Raw genomic sequence first — 17,442 nt, 5'->3', positions numbered from 1 at the left:
ACTCTTTATTATACCTAATTGCATTTACTTAACTATAGAATGCTATTCAATTTTATTGCAGTGATGCTTTAATAGTTTTCTCTTGATTGTTAAGATAATTTAATTTATTGTTAAGATGTAATGTCTCTGCTTTTTGTTTAGCTTTACCACAATATTCCAAAGCTTTGTTGAAATCGCCTTTGCTAAAATAAACATCTGAATAAGTTATATAAAAAAGCATTTTTATCATGTCATCAGATATTTCAATTAAGTTATTGTATTTATTAAACTCTATTATTACTTTATCCACTTGGTTAGTTAAAATAAGTAGTTGTCCATACAATCTAATTGATAATAAAAAACCTCTAGTTCTATTAGCTGCCTTAAATAAAATCATTGCTTCTTGAATTGATTTAATAGTAATCTCTATTTCTAGTGTATTTATATTAGTTTTATCTGTTTTTTTACTTTTCTCTAAGACAAGATAGGCTTTATGATACAATAATCTTGCCTTCAATATTTTCATATCATTGTCTTTTTCGGAATTATTTATTTTTATATTATTGTACTCATCAAATGCTTTATTTAGTTTTTCTTCAGCCTCATGATAATTACCGATTTTATAAAAATATGCTGAATATAAGGCTAGCATTTCACATTTTAACATTTCTAAGCCGTCAATTTTCTGCAAATATGCATTAACCTGATCAAGTATCTTTAGAAAATCTTTATACTTTCCTTGATAATAGTAGATTGTAGCCACCATCAAATCCATTGTCACAAGATTTTCATTATATTTATCCTGAAATTGAGTTTTAAAGTGCTGACTAGTTTCAATAATTTGTTGAAAAGAATTAGTTAGTTTAAATTCTTGCTCATTATCTATAAAAAATTGTAATAGGGATTCAAACCACCTGAAATTTAAGGTAGGATACATATTATTGTTTTGATTTAGTATCTGATTGAACTGATGACGTAAAACTGTTTGTACTAGACGATGGACGGAAATATTATTATAGTCATCATAATTGATCATGGAATATTGCCATAATATAGCAATATGTTTATTTAATGTTAATTCTGGCGATGATAAATCAGGATGAGCAGTTTGCAGCCATGTAAGCAATAGTTTTCGAGAGATTTTGTCTGGTGCTAAGTAAGCACATACTATTAAAAGTTCAATAGCTATTGGTGGTTCATTGTTAATTCTAGTATCTCTAACAATTTCATCTAAGGTAATGTTCCAGGTTACTGCCACTGGGTAGCTATAATTATTTGTCTCTTCTAAAAAAGAATTATCTGATAATAATTCTGATTCATACTTCTTGTAAAGGCCTAAATATTCTGGAATAGTAATATGTTTTTGCTTAATATAAGCACTAGCTTGTACTAGTGCTAAGGGTAAATAGCCTAAAATTTCTACTAATTCCCTTATAGCATTTTCTTCTTCTAATGCCACATTTCGCTGTATTAAAGTCTTTATTGTTTTAATAGCTTCTTCTTCTGTCATAACGTCAATGGGCAATATTGAAAATTTTGTTGGCCAATGACGTTGACGAGTTGTTAAAATTACATGTCCCCCAGTTTCTGGTAAAAATGGTGCAATTTCACGATAGTTATTTACGTTATCATAAACTAAAAGCCATCCTGGATTATCAACTAGCCATTGTTTAACATAAGCGATAATGTTTTCTTTTGTATAGATGTTTTCTGTATATCCTAATAGCTTACTGAGTTCAATATATTTATTATACAAATCATCAATGTTCTCTGCAGGAAACCAAGCTTTAAATGTATACGGATGTTTTGTGTGCGTGACATATTGCAAAGTTAATTGTGTTTTTCCAATTCCTCCAAGTCCAGCACATGCACTAATTGCCAAATTACTTATGCCTTCTGGTGTATGATTCTGACGTAATTTATTGTGTAAACTATTCAATAATTTTTCTCTACCAATAAAAACATTATCTTGTCTAGGTATATTCCAAGTAGTCAAATTCTTAGGAAATATTATTGATTCTTGTGGTTTAAGGTAGGGCATTTCTGCTTCTTGACTTTTAACCGTTGTTCTAACAGCTGGGTCAAATATTAAAAGATAAGTACTACAAATAATCAAAACCAATACACCAACTATTGGTAAATAAATATTCCTAACTTTAGCTTGAATATTTTTGTCTGTCAAATAGGCTTGAGTGGCAACTGAACTAGTCTGATTTGACATAATATTATTATATCTTTCCCTGAACTTAACAATAATATTCTCTACATTTGTATTAGAAAAAACTTTTGTGATAATTTCTAAAAAAACAAAATGATATTGTTTGGATAGAGAAAGATTAATATATTCAAAATTAGTTCGTTTAGGTAAAAATTCTAAACCTTGTTCTTCCTGTGTTGTAAGGAAAAATACTTTAGATATATCCTGATCATTAGACATAACAATAGATTGTCGTTTAGGTATATTAGTTTTATTTACAGATAAAACATAGATAGTACATTGCTTTTTATCTTCGCCATGTGTCCCCTTATGCATGAGAACTATAGGAACATTATCAGAATATTCTCGCAGTTCTATAAAAACTGTTATGCCTACAAGTTGTAAATCCCTACGTATCTTACAAATCACCCAGTTTAAATCATTGGTTCCTAGCATCTGCAAAACAATAAAAAAAGATATATTATAAGGCTTTGTTAATATTAAAATTTCCTTTAAGTTTTTTTTAAATTCTTGTTGAATTAATAAACTTAAATAGTAACTTTGTATTAGTTTATATTTATCGGACTTTTCCATAAAGTTTATAATGCCCTCTCGGACATTTGTTCCTATTTTCCGTTTGATGTTAGAAATATGACTTTCAATAGTTCTTGTCTCAACCTGTTTATCCTCATTTGATAAAAAATTAGCTACTCCTTTTATGTTCTTCCCATGCATAATGCATGCTATTACATCTATTTCTCTTGATGTAAATCTAATATTGTTAATTACGCGTAAATGTTTTGCATATATTTCTTGCGGACACATAGCCTTTATCTTCCATAAAATCTCATTTATTTAAACTATTATTATTCTAATGGATTAGTCAAAAATGCCTTCTCTCACATGATCGCTTCTCTTATCAATTACCAGTTACTACCTAACAAACCGTCTATCGACTCTTCCCTTAATTCTTGACTTAATTTTAATTCGCTATTCACGTTAAATTATATAATTGTTAATGGAATACATTTAAATAACAATCACTCGCTATAACCAACCCTGCCTAAGTGGCTGTCTTGAAAGTGGATTGATAACAACAATAATACACTAATTCATAACAAGCAGTTTAAAATCTATATAAAAAAACAGTAATTTTAAAACTTGTAAATTTTTTAGACATAAAATAGTACTAAAGTAACATGTTGAAGTACTATGTAATTAAATAATTAGTCTTTCAAGACAGGCTCTAAGTCAGATCTCAGTTTACTGTTCTTTAAATAATTACTTACTTGATTCCAGTTAATTATTTGTTCTAACTTAAGTACGTTATCTTTACTTAATCTGTCTCTTCCAGCAACTGTAAATATATCCATTCTAATAATTCTTAATGATTACTCTTCATTAATATCTACTTTCTTATTATTGACTACTTAATTCACTTATTTTCAGAGGTCTTTAATAGATAAATTTTTACATTAATATCTATGTGTTTTTTACTTATGTATAATACTTACTGTTTTTGTAAGAGTTGTAATAATTCTAATTTAAGTTTTAATACATTCTGCCAGATTAGTAAGGTCAGGGAGTGAAATTGCACTTAAGTTACTGTAAAATAATCAGCTTTTTCCCTCCATAAATTTAAAAGTAAAGTTCCAAGAGTTATATCTCTTTATGGAGTTTAGTGTACTAATGTGGAGTTAATAGTTAATTACAGGGATCAAAAGCTGATTATCTTATAACAAATGTATTATAATTTATTATAAATGTTAATTATGCAAGGTATAAATACTAATGATTTACATAATATCATAGCTGCTATTAGCACTAAACTATATAAAGCTAATATAGCTGCTGAAATACATTACAGATTAAAATCCCCTTGTTCTGTTTTAAAGAAGATATTAAAAAAAGCTATCGCTGTGAAAGAATTGAAGGACCTAATTGCTTTTAGGATTATAGTTAATAAAAAAGAAGACTGTTATAAAGTATTAGATATTATTTACAATATTTATTCTGTTGATGTAAAGAAGTTTAAAGACTATATTACTAATCCTAAGGATAATGGATACCGTGCCTTACATGTCATAATTAATATCTATAAACGTAATATAGAAATACAAATACGTAGCAGAGAGATGCATAATACAGCAGAATTTGGTACAGCAAACCACGATGAATATAAAAAGACACAGGAAATAAGATTAAGAAAGTTACTCTCTAATGATAGGTTTAATACAGCTTATATTAATACTAACATCAAGAATGCCTATAATATTTTGAGTCGGTTTAATTGGACTATGTCACAACTCCTTGCATATGAGCAGATACTTGAGGATCTTTGTCATAATTTGAATTGCCGTAACGGAACATGCGAAAAGCGAAAAGTGGACTATCCATCGGGTGGCTCTAGCCTCTACCTTCATGTGGAGAAACTTTAGTTTGAGAAAGTCATAGTCATCCTATAAAATTAGGAAAAAGGAAAGCATATATACATAGATATTATATAGATACAAGATTCTAACAAGAGCTATAAAAGAAAAGGTTCGTGAAATAATAGACCTCCTGCGAAAGAGATTGGATTGAATTAAGTTAAAGGAAAATAGATAATGTGAACAAAAGCTTAAATTATCTAAAGTTGAGTAAATACCCAAAAAATTTGGTACAACTAGCTGGTGTAAATTTAAAGATTTAGAGAGATAGTAGAACGGATTAGACCTGAATTTAAAAAGATTGAACTCAAGAAAAGATGTCATGGTAGAATATCACATTTACCTTTAATAGAAGATAAAGTGTTATGTGTATTAATATCAGCGAACTGTTGAAAAAGTATTTTTGTAGTCATTTTGTTTGTATAAACCACTGTAGTTTTGATAAATAAGCGTATATAGTATAACTTTTAATTTATTTTACTATAATGTATTTTAATTACTTAAAACTTTTTCAACAGTCCCATTAAGATTAATGGACGTTAATTGTTTAATTTTTGATCAAAAATATTTTTACCGATTTGAGTCCACTGATCTTGGACATTAGGATGTTGTATTAATTCTTTTTTCAAAGAAATCAAAGCCCCAAATAAGCTGTTAGATGGTAAATCATCAAGTTTAGCTTTAGCAATTAATCCTCCCATTGCTATTAAGTGGCGAGTACGCATTTTCCTTTCTTGAATTTTAAGTTTAGCCTCTTCTGTAATAATTTTTGCTTTTTTCTGTTGCAATTTTAGTCTTTGTTTTATGATATGCCCCATATGAGTATAATATTTAAATATTATTGTCACATGTCATGGATCCTCAAAAAATTAGAGCAGTCAAATCTATTTTAATTATTGATAAAAAATTCTGCAAAATTTTCTTTTGCAGCGGCTAATTAGATTTATATATGATTAATATTTGTGAGCGATATTTAATACAAAATCCTAAATCTAAGATTTACCATTAATATACCCGATGATATTTTACAATGGTCAGGAGAAATACAATGTTGCAAGGAATTTGTGGGATTGATTTACCAATAACAAATTAGCAAAAGAATTATGGATTAATGATTACCAGTTAGTGAATGTCCATGAAATTCCTGATGAAGAGTTTAAACAAAGAATATGGTCGGGGATATTAGAATTTTTTCTCAAGCATATACATGAGAGAGAATTATTAAAAAGATGGCAAGAAATATCAGATATATTACCAGAATTAACAAAAATAACGATAGGCTATGATTATCTAGAAATGATATTATATTATACTTTGACAAAGATAGAGCAAGATGATAAAGTAGAGCTAGAGAATTTATTATCAACACAGTTGAATCCAGAAATAGGAACAAGGCTTATGAGCAGTTTAGCATAGCATTGGCAACAAGAAGGGAAAGCTGAAGGGAAATATAATAAAGTAGTAGAGGTAGCACAGAAAATGTTAGCTCAAGGTTGTAATGTTTCTTTAATTTCTAGTGTAACCGGTTTTGATGAGGTTTTTATTCGCTCTTTAGAGTAAATATGTTTCTTGTAAAATTTACTCTATAAAAATTCTGAAATAACAAAAAAGTTTTTTATACACGTCTTACCTCTAAAATGCATAGTACTAAATTGGCGATTTAAAGGGGTATTATAATAGGATTTTCTTTATAAGGTATCCCCTATCAAACAATTGAAATCTTTCAAAAATGCCATTAAAATGGCTTTGATGTTTTTGGATTTAAATCAAGTTTGTAAATTCATTTGTAATTTAGTGGTAGGAAAATTACCCGCAAGTTTTACATAACAGGTAAGATCTGATAGATTCATGATTTCAGAAGGCATTACTAATAATTTCCTTTTCTCTAAGTTGTGCATATTTACTCCATCACGCATGGAGTTAGCACCATAAGAGAGATTCTCTTGAGTTTCAATAATTTCTTGCTCACCAAGCATTAAAGCAGATTTATGTGCTGTTTGTTGATCACTTACTCGAAAAATAAATTTGCTACCCAATAGATCAAGCATTGAAGCTGCTCCTGCATGACCATATATCTCCTCTAATTGGTGAATGTTTTGCATACCTGCAACAACGCGGCCACCATATTTCCTGCTTTCAGCTAAAGCTATTCCTAAAGAAGATATCTTTTGCAGTGCTGGTAATTCATCAATGACAAACCACATATTACTATTAACATTATTGATATTCCTATTCATTAATGCTTTTATCGCTATGCTAACTCATGCAGCAATGAGTGGTCTCAGCATTACTCTTTGATTAGGAGTAGCGGTGATAAATAACCAACCTTCTCTACTGCTAAACCACTTTCTAATGCTAGAACTACCTTAAATGTTGCAACACTTCAATATTTTTACTAATAGTTGCTTGAATACCTGAAGAAGTCTCAGGTGCACTACTGCTAATTATACCGGACACTGCACTATTTTTAAAGATCCTAACAAATTCTTTATTATTTGCATAGAGAATAGTATTTATTAGCGTTTTGATGTCTTTGCTATCATGATATAATCTTAATCCTTCAGCTAACACTAACTCAGCACTTTTAGCAAAAAAATCATCTAATTTTGGATTATAATTACTAAAACTACTGGCTATATCATTATAATCCCAAATTTCATGACAATCATTCCACGGTAGCCAATGCTCAGTACCATCTTGTAAAGGATTTAGTAATTTATCACATTTGGGATCAAAAAATCGATCAGTAAAGCTACCTGTTAAATCAACAATTATTGCTCTATCTTGCTCTTTTCTAATCTGAGGTAATAGCTCATTTAACATATTAGTTTTACCACTACCTGTAGTACTAGTAATAAGAATATGCCTCCTTTCGCTATTTTTAACTAATGGCAATCCAGAACAACAAATATTAGCAGCTTGTTTGCTTTTATAAAGCATTTTTGCTAAAATACCTGCTTCTACAAAATCTGTTCCCCTAATCTTATCTTGAATAACAGCTTTTTTACCGCGATACATAAAAAAGATGATAGTAGTAAACATACCCACAATAAAAGTAATAATACTTTCTTGCCAAGCTGAATGCAATAAAAATTGCTCAAATTGATTGATATTATGCGAATGCGGTGTAACATGCCAAAATTTATAAACAAATTCTTCAGCATTACGGTAAACCCAAGCTTTTTGCTCTAAATAATAGAATTTAATACCTATTTGATCTATAGGATAAAAATATTTTCCTATAGCAAGTTTTAACCCCACATATCTTTCTATAATAAAATAATATAAGCTTACTAAGGATAATGTCTGATATGTACGCCACATTAATCAAACTATAGTAAATATTAGCCCGGCTATTAAAGCATTTATACTTCCTTGACTAAGTATTCGTAGCTGATGAGCAAAAATTTGTGAACCACGAGAAAATTATTTTGATTTTGTTGCATCCAATTACAAATTATCTTGCATTATCTTTAATTTTTCTTCAAACTCACCAGCCATAAGATCATTACCTAAATTGCCTTAAAGCTTTAATTATTGCTTCATATTCTTCTATCAGATTAGATTTGTATTTAAGAGCTAAGTTAAAATTTTCTTTTGCTTCTTTATGTTTATTTAAATTCACTAAAGTAATAGCTTTTTCTAAATAACTCTCAGCATAATCAGCTTTACGATTAATCGCTAAATCGCAGCTCTTAATGGCTTCTTGGTATTTACCTAATTTTCTAAGAGCTATTCCTTTTTCTAAGTATGATGCTGTATAAGTATGATCATATTTGATTGCTAAATCGCAATTTTCTATTGCTTCATGATGTTTTTTTAATATGTTTAAAGAGATAGCATTGTTATAGTATGCTTCTACACAATTAGGCTGATATTTAATAGCTATATCACAAGTATCAATTGCTTCTGTATATTTTCCTAAGTTTATTAAAGTTGCACCTTTGTTATTATAAGCATCTGCATAATCTGGTTTATATTTAATAGCTAAATCATAGTTTTCTATCGCTTCCTGATGTTGCCATAAAGACATTAAAGATACTCCCTTATTATAATATTCCACGATGTCAACACCGGTCGAAAAATGATACAGAATTTTAATATGTGCCGACGGCTCTGTCCAAGTGATTGTGTAAATTGTATTGAGCCATTAAATTCTACCATCAAATTTGATCATAAAATGAGCCATAGCTTCGTTCCAATTTGGGATAGGCATGGACCATTTTTTGGTAATATAATCAATTGTCAGAGATAAAACCTTAAATACCGCATCATCATTTGGAAATTATTTTTGGTCACTTTCCTCAATTGGCTATTCAGCGATTCTATCACATTTGTAGTGTAAATGATCTTACGCATCTCCTTCGGATATTGCAAGAACATTAAAATTCTCCCAATTATTATGCCAGGATTTAGCTATATGCGGATATTGTTTACTCCATTTTTTATCAAATGACTCAAGTGCTAATTCTGCTTCTTTTTCAGTAGTAGAAGTATAGATTAGCTTTAGGTCCGCAGCTAATAACTTCCTATCCTTATATGACACGTATATCAGGTTATTCCTGATTTGATGGACAATACAAATTTGGTGTTCCATTTGCGGATATACTGCTGCAATAGCATCAGACATTCCACTTAGATTATCACTACAAGCAATTAAGATATCTTTTACTCCTCGATTTTGCATTTCAGTAAAATTACCAAGCCAAAATTTAGCTCCTTCGTTCTCGCTTATCCACAATCCTAAAATATCCTTTCTTCCAGATAAATCTATACCTAAAGCTACATATACTGATTTATTAATGATAAGTTTATCTTGTCTTACTTAACTACCAAACAGTCAAAATATACTATAGGGTATACTGATCCAAGAGGTCTACTCTGCCAAATCCTGACCTCATCTATTACTTCATCTGTAATCCTACTGATGAAGCTCTCACTGATTTTAGTTCCATATAATTCCTGCAATTGAGTTTTAATATTAGATAAACTCATGCCTTTTGCGTATAAGGATATTATCTTTTGGTCTAAACCATCTATTCTTGTTTGTTTCTTTGAGACTATTATAGGTTCGAACTTATCTTGTCTATCTCTTGGTATATTTAGCTCTATAGAACCATTCTCGCTAATCAAATTCTTACTGAAACTACCATTCCTCGTATTCTCAGTTGCAGCTCTATCATATTTGCTATAACCTAAATGCTCTGACATCTCAGCTTGCAGAGCTCTTTCTAGAATACCCTTGGTTAATTCCTTAATTAATCCATTCTGACTAAGCACTGTCTTTAAATCTACTCCTCCTTCTATCAGTAAATCTATTGCTTCATTTATTTTTTTATTCTTGTCTATCTGCATTTCTGTTACCTATATTTTTAATTACTTCTTAATATAGGCTCAACAATAATTTACACAATCATTGCAACAGACTCGTGCCGACTGAAAATTGGTATCTTGATATTGTCTTTAGTTAAAAACTAGGAGATAGTTAATTTTAATATTTTTAAAGATAAATTTTTTAATTACTTTTTATTTTTAATATGGTACTTTAAATAAATAATTAAAAATGCTCAAAGTCAATATGTCTAACCTAAATATAGATAATATTATAGTTATTATATTTCTAATAATAACATTAGTTATTGCTCTTCGAGCAAGTAGAAACATCAAAGATATAGCAGAATATGCTATAGGTAATAAAGTATTTGGTAGTGGAATACTTACAATTACTATATTGGCCACATATATTACAGGTTCTAAAGGGATAGGATATGCGGGTTATGTGTTTGATGATGGTATTTTGCCAATATTATCAACAATTTTGTGTGGTGTGATATTTTGCTTCTCATTTATCATTTTCTTTATTTTACCACGTATTAAATATTTTGACGGTTGTTTAACTACCGCTGAATTAATGGGACAAATTTATGGTATAAAAACCCGTTTTACTATAGGTGTTCTTGGTAGTTTCTATACTATTACCTTAGTAACTCTACAAATTATATGGCTTGGTAACGTTGCTGAATTATTGGGGATACCAAAATTATGGGGGGTAATATTTGGAGGAACATTTTTAATAATCTACTCTTCTATAGGTGGTATAAAATCTATTACTATTACTGATCTTATACAATTTATAGCAGTAACGATAATGATACCAATTATAGCCTATATAGTACTGAATAAAGTTGGCGGTATAAAATCTTTAATTGCCAAAATGCCTATACAGCATTTCGATATTTTGCATCACCCTAATTTAAAAGATTATCTTATCTATTGTGTATGGTATATTTTTCCAGCTTTTCCTTTAAGTTTTCCTTTTATACAAAGAATGCTTATGGCTAGAAATAATAAGCAACTTATCAATAGTTATTATATTAGTATGTTTTTTCTGATTATATTCTTTGTGCTACTTACCTTAACTGGCTTGTCTGCTACAGTTTTGAAAGAAACTGAAGATGTAAATATGCCTTCTAAAGGAAGTGAAGTCATTACTTATCTAATAAATAATTATTTCTTTGCTGGTGCTAAAGGCATTCTAGCTATTGGATTAATTGGTGCGGTTATGTCTACTGCTGACTCCTTTTTAAATTCAGGAGCATTATTGCTTGCTCATGATGTAATAAAACCAGTGTGTGATAAAAAAAATATTAATATTGATGAGCTAAAATTGGCACGTTATATTACGTTTGGACTCGGGGTAATTGCAGTATTTACGGCATCAGTGAATAATGTTTTGCCTAGGATACAATATGCAGGAATAGTGGATTTAGCTAAAGGGATAAATATAGCATCTGAGATTGTAGCATTAATTTTTACAATTCCTTTAATTGCAGGTATTATAGGTCTTAAAGGTAACTCTCTTTCTTTTTTTGTACCAACGATAATTACTACAGTAACTTTTATTATTGGTAAATTATTTTTTGATAATGAGCTACTAATTCCTATAAGTATTGCTATAAATTTAATTAGCTTTTTTACTAGCCATTTGATTCTAAATAAAGGATTTATAATGGTCAAAAGAGATGATAGCTTTGTAAGCAATTCACCTATAAAACCTAGTTATTCCAGCAAATTATTTATATCACTAAAATCTTTTTCTAAGCAATTCATAAATTACTCACAGCTTGAAATAGAAAGTTATGGTGTTAGTGCAAATATATTTGCGTTATTCATGATTTTTAATTACATGCTACCTTTATTTATGTATAGTTATGCAGAACCTAATTTATACCACTGGATTTTATTACTTAGAATAATAGGTGGTTTAATGTGCATAGGGCTACTGTTAGGGCCTTATTGGCCATCTATTTTAAAAATATATTTTCCAGCATATTATCATTTAACGCTATGTATTTGTTTGCCCTTCTCTACTACTTTTATTTTTCTTCTAGAAAAGGGCAATGTGGAATGGTTTATAAATATTACATTTGCAATAATGTTATTAATTGTGCTGGTAAATTGGATAGTATTTACAGTTTTATCTATTACCGGTACATTGCTTGCCCTTACTATATACTACTCAATATTTGATGGTTTTATGATACCAAACACCAATGTTATTTATACATTGGCTTATACATGTTTTTTTTCTGTTATGATCGGCATAATTTTCGTACGTAGAAGGCAACAATATGTACATAGGCTATTCAATAATCAGCAAGAGTTAAGAGAGTTATATTGCTCTACTACTGATCAATTAATAGATGCTTTAAATTACCAAGAAAAATTAGCTCATGGTCTTGGTAAAGAAGGATTAGAGATATTAAAACAAGCACAAAAAGTCACAGATAACTTACGCAAACAAATGATAGTAGATTCTAGTGAAGTATTTACTAAAGCCTACAATAAGCTAACTTCTGTTACAAAATATCTAGAAGAGGTGGCAACTCAGGCTAAAGATTATATCAGACTTGAAATAAAAAGTATTGATATAAACTTATTACTAAACGAGGTTAAAGCAAAAATATCGAAGTTAGAGAATGCACCAATTCTAGCTTTTTTTAATACAGCAAATTACAAAACTATAGAATGTGATATAAATTTAACAACAAAATTACTTATAAATTCTATAATGCAAGTACAAGAATATAATTTAAACAATAATTATATCCAGATTCTTATAGATTCTACCGAGTTATGGTACAGAATTGATTCCATAAAAAACTATACCAAGAAAATTCCAGCTATAAGATTTGTAGTAACAACATTAGACAAAATTGATGAGTTACCAAATTTTTATATGGGTGATACAACAAAAGCTGCTTTTACCTTAAATAGTCCAAAAGATTTATATAAGGCAGAAAGTGTAAAGATAATAAATGCTCATTATGGAGCACTACATTATATTGGATTCAATAATGAATATAGTATAATTTTTGTTATTCCGTTACGTGTAGGTGATATTAGACCAAAAGTTATGGATTTAAAAGAAAACAACTCAATTTTACAGGAGATTATTGTTGATTCCTTAGATGCCAAAAAAATAGAAACTAAATTGATTCAGGATATTAATAAGAAAAACCCGAATATAGATATAAAACAAATTAAAAAAGCCATAAATCTAATAAAAAAATATCATGCGAAACAAACACGTAAATCTGGCGAACATTTTTATATACATCCACTAATTGTAACTGATATATTATTACAATTTACTTCTGATGAAGATGCATTATTATCATCGCTGCTTCATGACATTGTTGAGGATACCTCAATGAGTTTATCAACAATAGAAGCGATTTTTAATCCAACAGTGGCGAAATTAGTGAATGGAGTAACGAAATTTGAACAAGGTAGAAAAAAATTAAATTTATCCCAGTATGAAAATATACAAAAATTAATCGCACAAGAAGATACAAGGGTTTTAATGATAAAAATTGCAGATCGTATTCATAATATGCGTACAATTACTTATCATAGCTCATATGAAAAACAAAAAAAGATAGCTGAACAAACTTTGCTATTCTATATTCCTATAGCTAAACAATTAAGGTTATCTCAAGCAGTAGTAGAACTACAAAACTTAGTATTTGAAGTATTAAACAAACAGCAGATAGCAACATAATTCTAATTTTTTAGATACAGATTATTTGTAGAAGTCAAGACGGACTGTTGAAAAAGTCATAAGCAGGAGTGGCAGAAAGTTAAGATAAGAAATAAGCTGTATTGTTATACTTAAATGAAGGTGTAAAGATGCAGGGTTATAAATCTAATCAAGAAGGTGTAAGATGTGATAGAGTGAGCTTAAGGTGCATGATATCTGATGATCATTCATGAGTGAGAATTCATGAGAGTAAAGAATTAGACCTTTCTTTTATCTATGGAAGTGTTATGGTGTATCATCCTTCTATCTGGCTCTATGGCTGGAATTGATAGCCATCGCTCTTCTTTACTAAAAACTTTTATCGTGCTAAGTACGCAACTAAACGAAAGGAGCAATGCAATAAGCAATAATCGCTTATTATATTTAACTAATTCCTGTATTGAGCTTTGCTTAAGTAAATGATCCATCGCTTTGTTGCCCCATTACTTTCCCACATTTTGACCAAGAAGATTTGGATAAGAAGTAGGGGCAGGTAGCAATTTCTTAGCTACCAAATAACTCTTTAGTACAAAATACTCTGATACTTAAATTTTTTAAATATATAACATAGTAAAATACTACATATCATGCAGCATGCCCCAAGTTTTGCATGACCGCTATTAAGTAAAAATATTCCAGGTACTATTCCAAGTAATACTACAAACCACTCATCCAAACTTAATCCCATATATTTTAGTGGTGTAGATAATGACCAGTATAATCTTTGATCCAAATTATTGTGCATATTAATAAACTTAATAGATATTATAGATCATGACATTAACATCCTAATTTTTACATTGCCAATGAAGTTTTCTATCAATGACAAAACAAGATATTATTGAACTTAAAACTGCGTTAATTCGGAGATGGAATTTTGAGTTTTCCCAATTAATTGTGTAAATTTTTTCAAAGTCTTAGATTCTCCCTTCAAATTTGACTAAAAAATGCGCCATAACCGCATTCCAATTTTGGATAGGCATGGACCATTGTTTAGTCATATTAATCAATTGCTAAATATAGGCTTTTAAAATAGCATTATCATTTGAAAAAATTTACACAATTAATTGGGAAAACTCGGAATTTATTACTTGCTGATAAAAAGATTTTTGTTTCTTTGAAAATTTTTTATGCTGAAAGTAAAAATATATTAGCTATAAACTGAAGGATGAGAGTGTTCATATAAGATATACTTATAAATCGTGAATGATTTTATGACTATCTTTTTCTTATAACTTACTGATATGTCTTATCTCGTTGCGAGGGCAACTTCATTATATATTTGTTCTTCCTTAATAGGATATCTCTCTTATCCCCTACAAAGGAAGAAATTAATCTTTCTTAGTAAGATTGTTATTGACGTGTTCTCTAGATAGCCAATTTTGCAAATATTGTCTTGCTACTATTGGATCATTGATAATAATTACATTTTCTGCATTTTTATAATCTGCATTTTTACTGAAATTAAAGCTACCAGTAATTACTATATTCTCATCAATAATCATAACTTTGTTATGGGCAATACCAGGTACGTTATCAATTAATACATCAATGCCTGCTGATTTAATTTTAGAAAGCTTTGAGTATTTAGAGTGTAGATTACTTTTGTCTAGTAGGATTTTAACTTTTACACCTCGATTATGGGCTGCAATTAAGGAATCTGCTATATCAACATCAGTAAAACCATATGCCTGAACATATATAGATGTGCTCGCCTTATCTATTATCGCAGTGATAACTTTGCTACAACCGGATGGGGGAGTAAAGCATGTATCAATTTTAATAGAAGAAATTGAAATGTCTTGTGAATCTTCTACTATAATTGTACTTGATATATTCCTCTCATCCTTAGTAGAGTGAACAGTTTGGACATTGGGACTAACTAATGGGTTTAATATACTATGATCAATTGTTATACCTACAGTAACACCTATAATTAGTGAAATAACTATATTACGGATATTTCGCGATTTATTAGCCAATTTTACTTTATTCTCAAACATAAAATCTGAAACTCCCATCATTATTGAACTGTGGGGATCATTGCATTAATGGCTCTTTGCATGTATTTTCGAGCAGTATCATTGGCCAAGTCTAGTATAAACTGCAGTTGATCCTGAATCCTTATTATTTAGTAGTTGCCCTATCACATATTGATTTGCTCCTGTCATTGCCATCCAGCTTGGTATTGTTCTTCTTAAATCATGTATCCTTAAATTTTCTATGCATGCTTTTTTACAAATTCTACTTCATGCATTCTTGGGTTCTTGCAAGTGACCAGTACTACTTGTCTCACTTGGAAATACCCACTCACTAGTAGCTTTATTTTTTCTGGCTTGCAATATTTCTATTGCCTGATCTAATAAAGGTAAACGGTGAGGATCACCATTCTTAGTCTCTGGAAGATATAATTGTTTGTCAGTAAAATTCACTTGTTCCCAACGCATAGTAAGCAAATTATCTTTACGAACTGATGTATATAATGCTATTAAGAAAAAATCCTTCATTACTTGATTTTTCTCTTCTGCTATTGCTGTAAAAAACTGTGGTATTTCCTCTCTAGTTAAATAACGGTCTCTAGATTGTTCCTGGTGTTTTTTTATTCCAGTAACTGGATTCACTTTTAGTAGTTCCCATTCTATTGCTTTGCTAGATATAGGACTTAATATCTCAAGAAATCTATTAGCTCCATACTTACCAGTTTTAGTTAAGTTATTAAATAACTCTTGAATATCTGCTTTTTGAATGGTTGATATTTTTCTAGGATATAAATGTTTGGCATATCTATCTACAGAAGCAGCATAGTCTTTCCATCTTTTATTATTAATTTTACTGTATTCATTTGAGATATCTTTCATAAAACTCTTTAAAATTAGGCTCTTTAGATAATCTAACTTTTTCTTCTACTGGATTATCTCCTTTTGCAATCTGCACCTTTAACTCTGATGCTTTGACTCTAGCGTCAGTAATAGATAGATAAGGAAATACTCCTATTTTAATTCTATGATACTTTAGTAATGATTTAACTAGCATAATATTATACCTACCACAGGTTAACTAAATATCCAAACTTACGCTATGTTGGACAATAAATCCGTAAATTAGGGGATTATATAAATAACATTCACTATAAATACCTTGGTCTCAGAATTCTCAGCATATTTGCTATAATATAGCGTAAGTGTTCTATACTTAAACTGTATTATGTTTTGATTGTAATAGCAAATTCTATATTAAATACAATTGTCAAAACTGAACTTATCTATATTTTTTAATATATACAACCAATGATTATCATTATTTATTAGAAAATTCAAATGGTCTAAGTATTTTTTTGTAAATTTCTAATATTTTTTAAAGATTGACAAATTATTGCAACTCTACTAAAGTTAGGGCATACTCCATTTTTCGGTATTTCAAACGGCGAACGCTAAAGTAGAGGCTTTTCAGCGTTCAAAGAAAGGTTAGAGAATATCAATGAGATAGATAAGTGATAAGTCAATTCAGGGTAAAATTTATAAACCTTCGATAGGGCAAATCTCCAAATGGTGACCGTTAATAAATACTTCAGCTTCTTTATGGTTGGTCTCATAATCAAAATTTATTAATAACTCTTTTCGTGTGTTTTCATAAATTTTATTCGTTAATATACGTTTACCGGCGTTAATTTTTATTTCAACAGCATTCTCCTTCAAAAATTTAACTCCATTTATTCCATATTGATGATGTATTATTCCTTTCTCCATAGCTTTCTC

Annotated in this window: 8 protein-coding genes and 5 pseudogenes; 3 read left to right on the top strand and 10 right to left on the bottom strand. The window is 29.5% G+C overall.

Annotated features, from left to right (window positions below):
* Positions 1-52: 52 nt before the first annotated feature.
* Positions 53-3,001, bottom strand: coding sequence for an NB-ARC domain-containing protein (locus A3305_RS07065; RefSeq protein WP_014392325.1), 2,949 nt, complete (start codon positions 2,999-3,001; stop codon positions 53-55).
* Positions 3,002-3,948: 947 nt separating this feature from the next.
* On the opposite strand from A3305_RS07065, the gene A3305_RS07060 reads away from it, so the two are divergent.
* Positions 3,949-4,614, top strand: coding sequence for a bifunctional (p)ppGpp synthetase/guanosine-3',5'-bis(diphosphate) 3'-pyrophosphohydrolase (locus A3305_RS07060; RefSeq protein WP_226983907.1), 666 nt, complete (start codon positions 3,949-3,951; stop codon positions 4,612-4,614).
* 530 nt (positions 4,615-5,144) lie between these two features.
* Here A3305_RS07060 and A3305_RS07055 read toward each other — a convergent pair.
* Positions 5,145-5,423 carry a conjugal transfer protein TraD gene (locus A3305_RS07055; RefSeq protein ID WP_041860514.1) on the bottom strand — a complete coding sequence of 93 codons (279 nt, stop codon included), beginning with the start codon at positions 5,421-5,423 and terminating at the stop codon, positions 5,145-5,147.
* Positions 5,424-5,551: 128 nt separating this feature from the next.
* Between A3305_RS07055 and A3305_RS07050 the strand changes: the two are divergent.
* Positions 5,552-6,165: pseudogene (locus tag A3305_RS07050) on the top strand (Rpn family recombination-promoting nuclease/putative transposase); the annotation flags it as partial.
* 206 nt (positions 6,166-6,371) lie between these two features.
* Here the strand turns inward: A3305_RS07050 and A3305_RS11640 are convergent.
* The 4 genes and pseudogenes from A3305_RS11640 to A3305_RS07035 all read right to left on the bottom strand — a co-directional run bounded on the left by A3305_RS11640 (position 6,372) and on the right by A3305_RS07035 (position 9,960).
* A pseudogene (locus A3305_RS11640) lies at positions 6,372-6,920 on the bottom strand (type IV secretion system DNA-binding domain-containing protein).
* 46 nt (positions 6,921-6,966) lie between these two features.
* Entirely contained in the window at positions 6,967-7,929 is a 963-nt protein-coding gene (locus tag A3305_RS11635) for a type IV secretion system DNA-binding domain-containing protein (protein WP_319424467.1), read from the bottom strand.
* Positions 7,930-8,113: 184 nt separating this feature from the next.
* Positions 8,114-8,638, bottom strand: coding sequence for a tetratricopeptide repeat protein (locus A3305_RS07040; RefSeq protein ID WP_014392320.1), 525 nt, complete (start codon positions 8,636-8,638; stop codon positions 8,114-8,116).
* A gap of 117 nt (positions 8,639-8,755) precedes the next feature.
* Positions 8,756-9,960 (bottom strand): annotated as a pseudogene (locus tag A3305_RS07035) (IS256 family transposase).
* A gap of 223 nt (positions 9,961-10,183) precedes the next feature.
* On the opposite strand from A3305_RS07035, the gene A3305_RS07030 reads away from it, so the two are divergent.
* Positions 10,184-13,669: a sodium:solute symporter family transporter gene (locus A3305_RS07030; protein WP_050982623.1), complete on the top strand. Its 3,486-nt coding sequence runs from the start codon at positions 10,184-10,186 to the stop codon at positions 13,667-13,669.
* Between the two features lie 461 nt (positions 13,670-14,130).
* Here A3305_RS07030 and A3305_RS07020 read toward each other — a convergent pair.
* From A3305_RS07020 to A3305_RS07005, 4 genes and pseudogenes are all read right to left on the bottom strand, one after another.
* Positions 14,131-14,432: pseudogene (locus A3305_RS07020) on the bottom strand (hypothetical protein).
* A 586-nt stretch (positions 14,433-15,018) separates the two neighbouring features.
* Positions 15,019-15,690: a phospholipase D family protein gene (locus A3305_RS07015; RefSeq protein WP_014392316.1), complete on the bottom strand. Its 672-nt coding sequence runs from the start codon at positions 15,688-15,690 to the stop codon at positions 15,019-15,021.
* Between the two features lie 20 nt (positions 15,691-15,710).
* Positions 15,711-16,699: pseudogene (locus A3305_RS07010) on the bottom strand (tyrosine-type recombinase/integrase); the annotation flags it as partial.
* Between the two features lie 503 nt (positions 16,700-17,202).
* The gene (locus A3305_RS07005; protein WP_226983905.1) at positions 17,203-17,382 is read right to left on the bottom strand and encodes a hypothetical protein; all 180 of its coding nucleotides are present in this window, start codon (positions 17,380-17,382) and stop codon (positions 17,203-17,205) included.
* Positions 17,383-17,442 lie beyond the last annotated feature (60 nt).

Origin of the sequence: Rickettsia amblyommatis (assembly GCF_002078335.1) — a bacterium.
Taxonomy (GTDB): domain Bacteria; phylum Pseudomonadota; class Alphaproteobacteria; order Rickettsiales; family Rickettsiaceae; genus Rickettsia; species Rickettsia rickettsii.
This window is presented reverse-complemented; position numbering and strand designations above follow the sequence as displayed.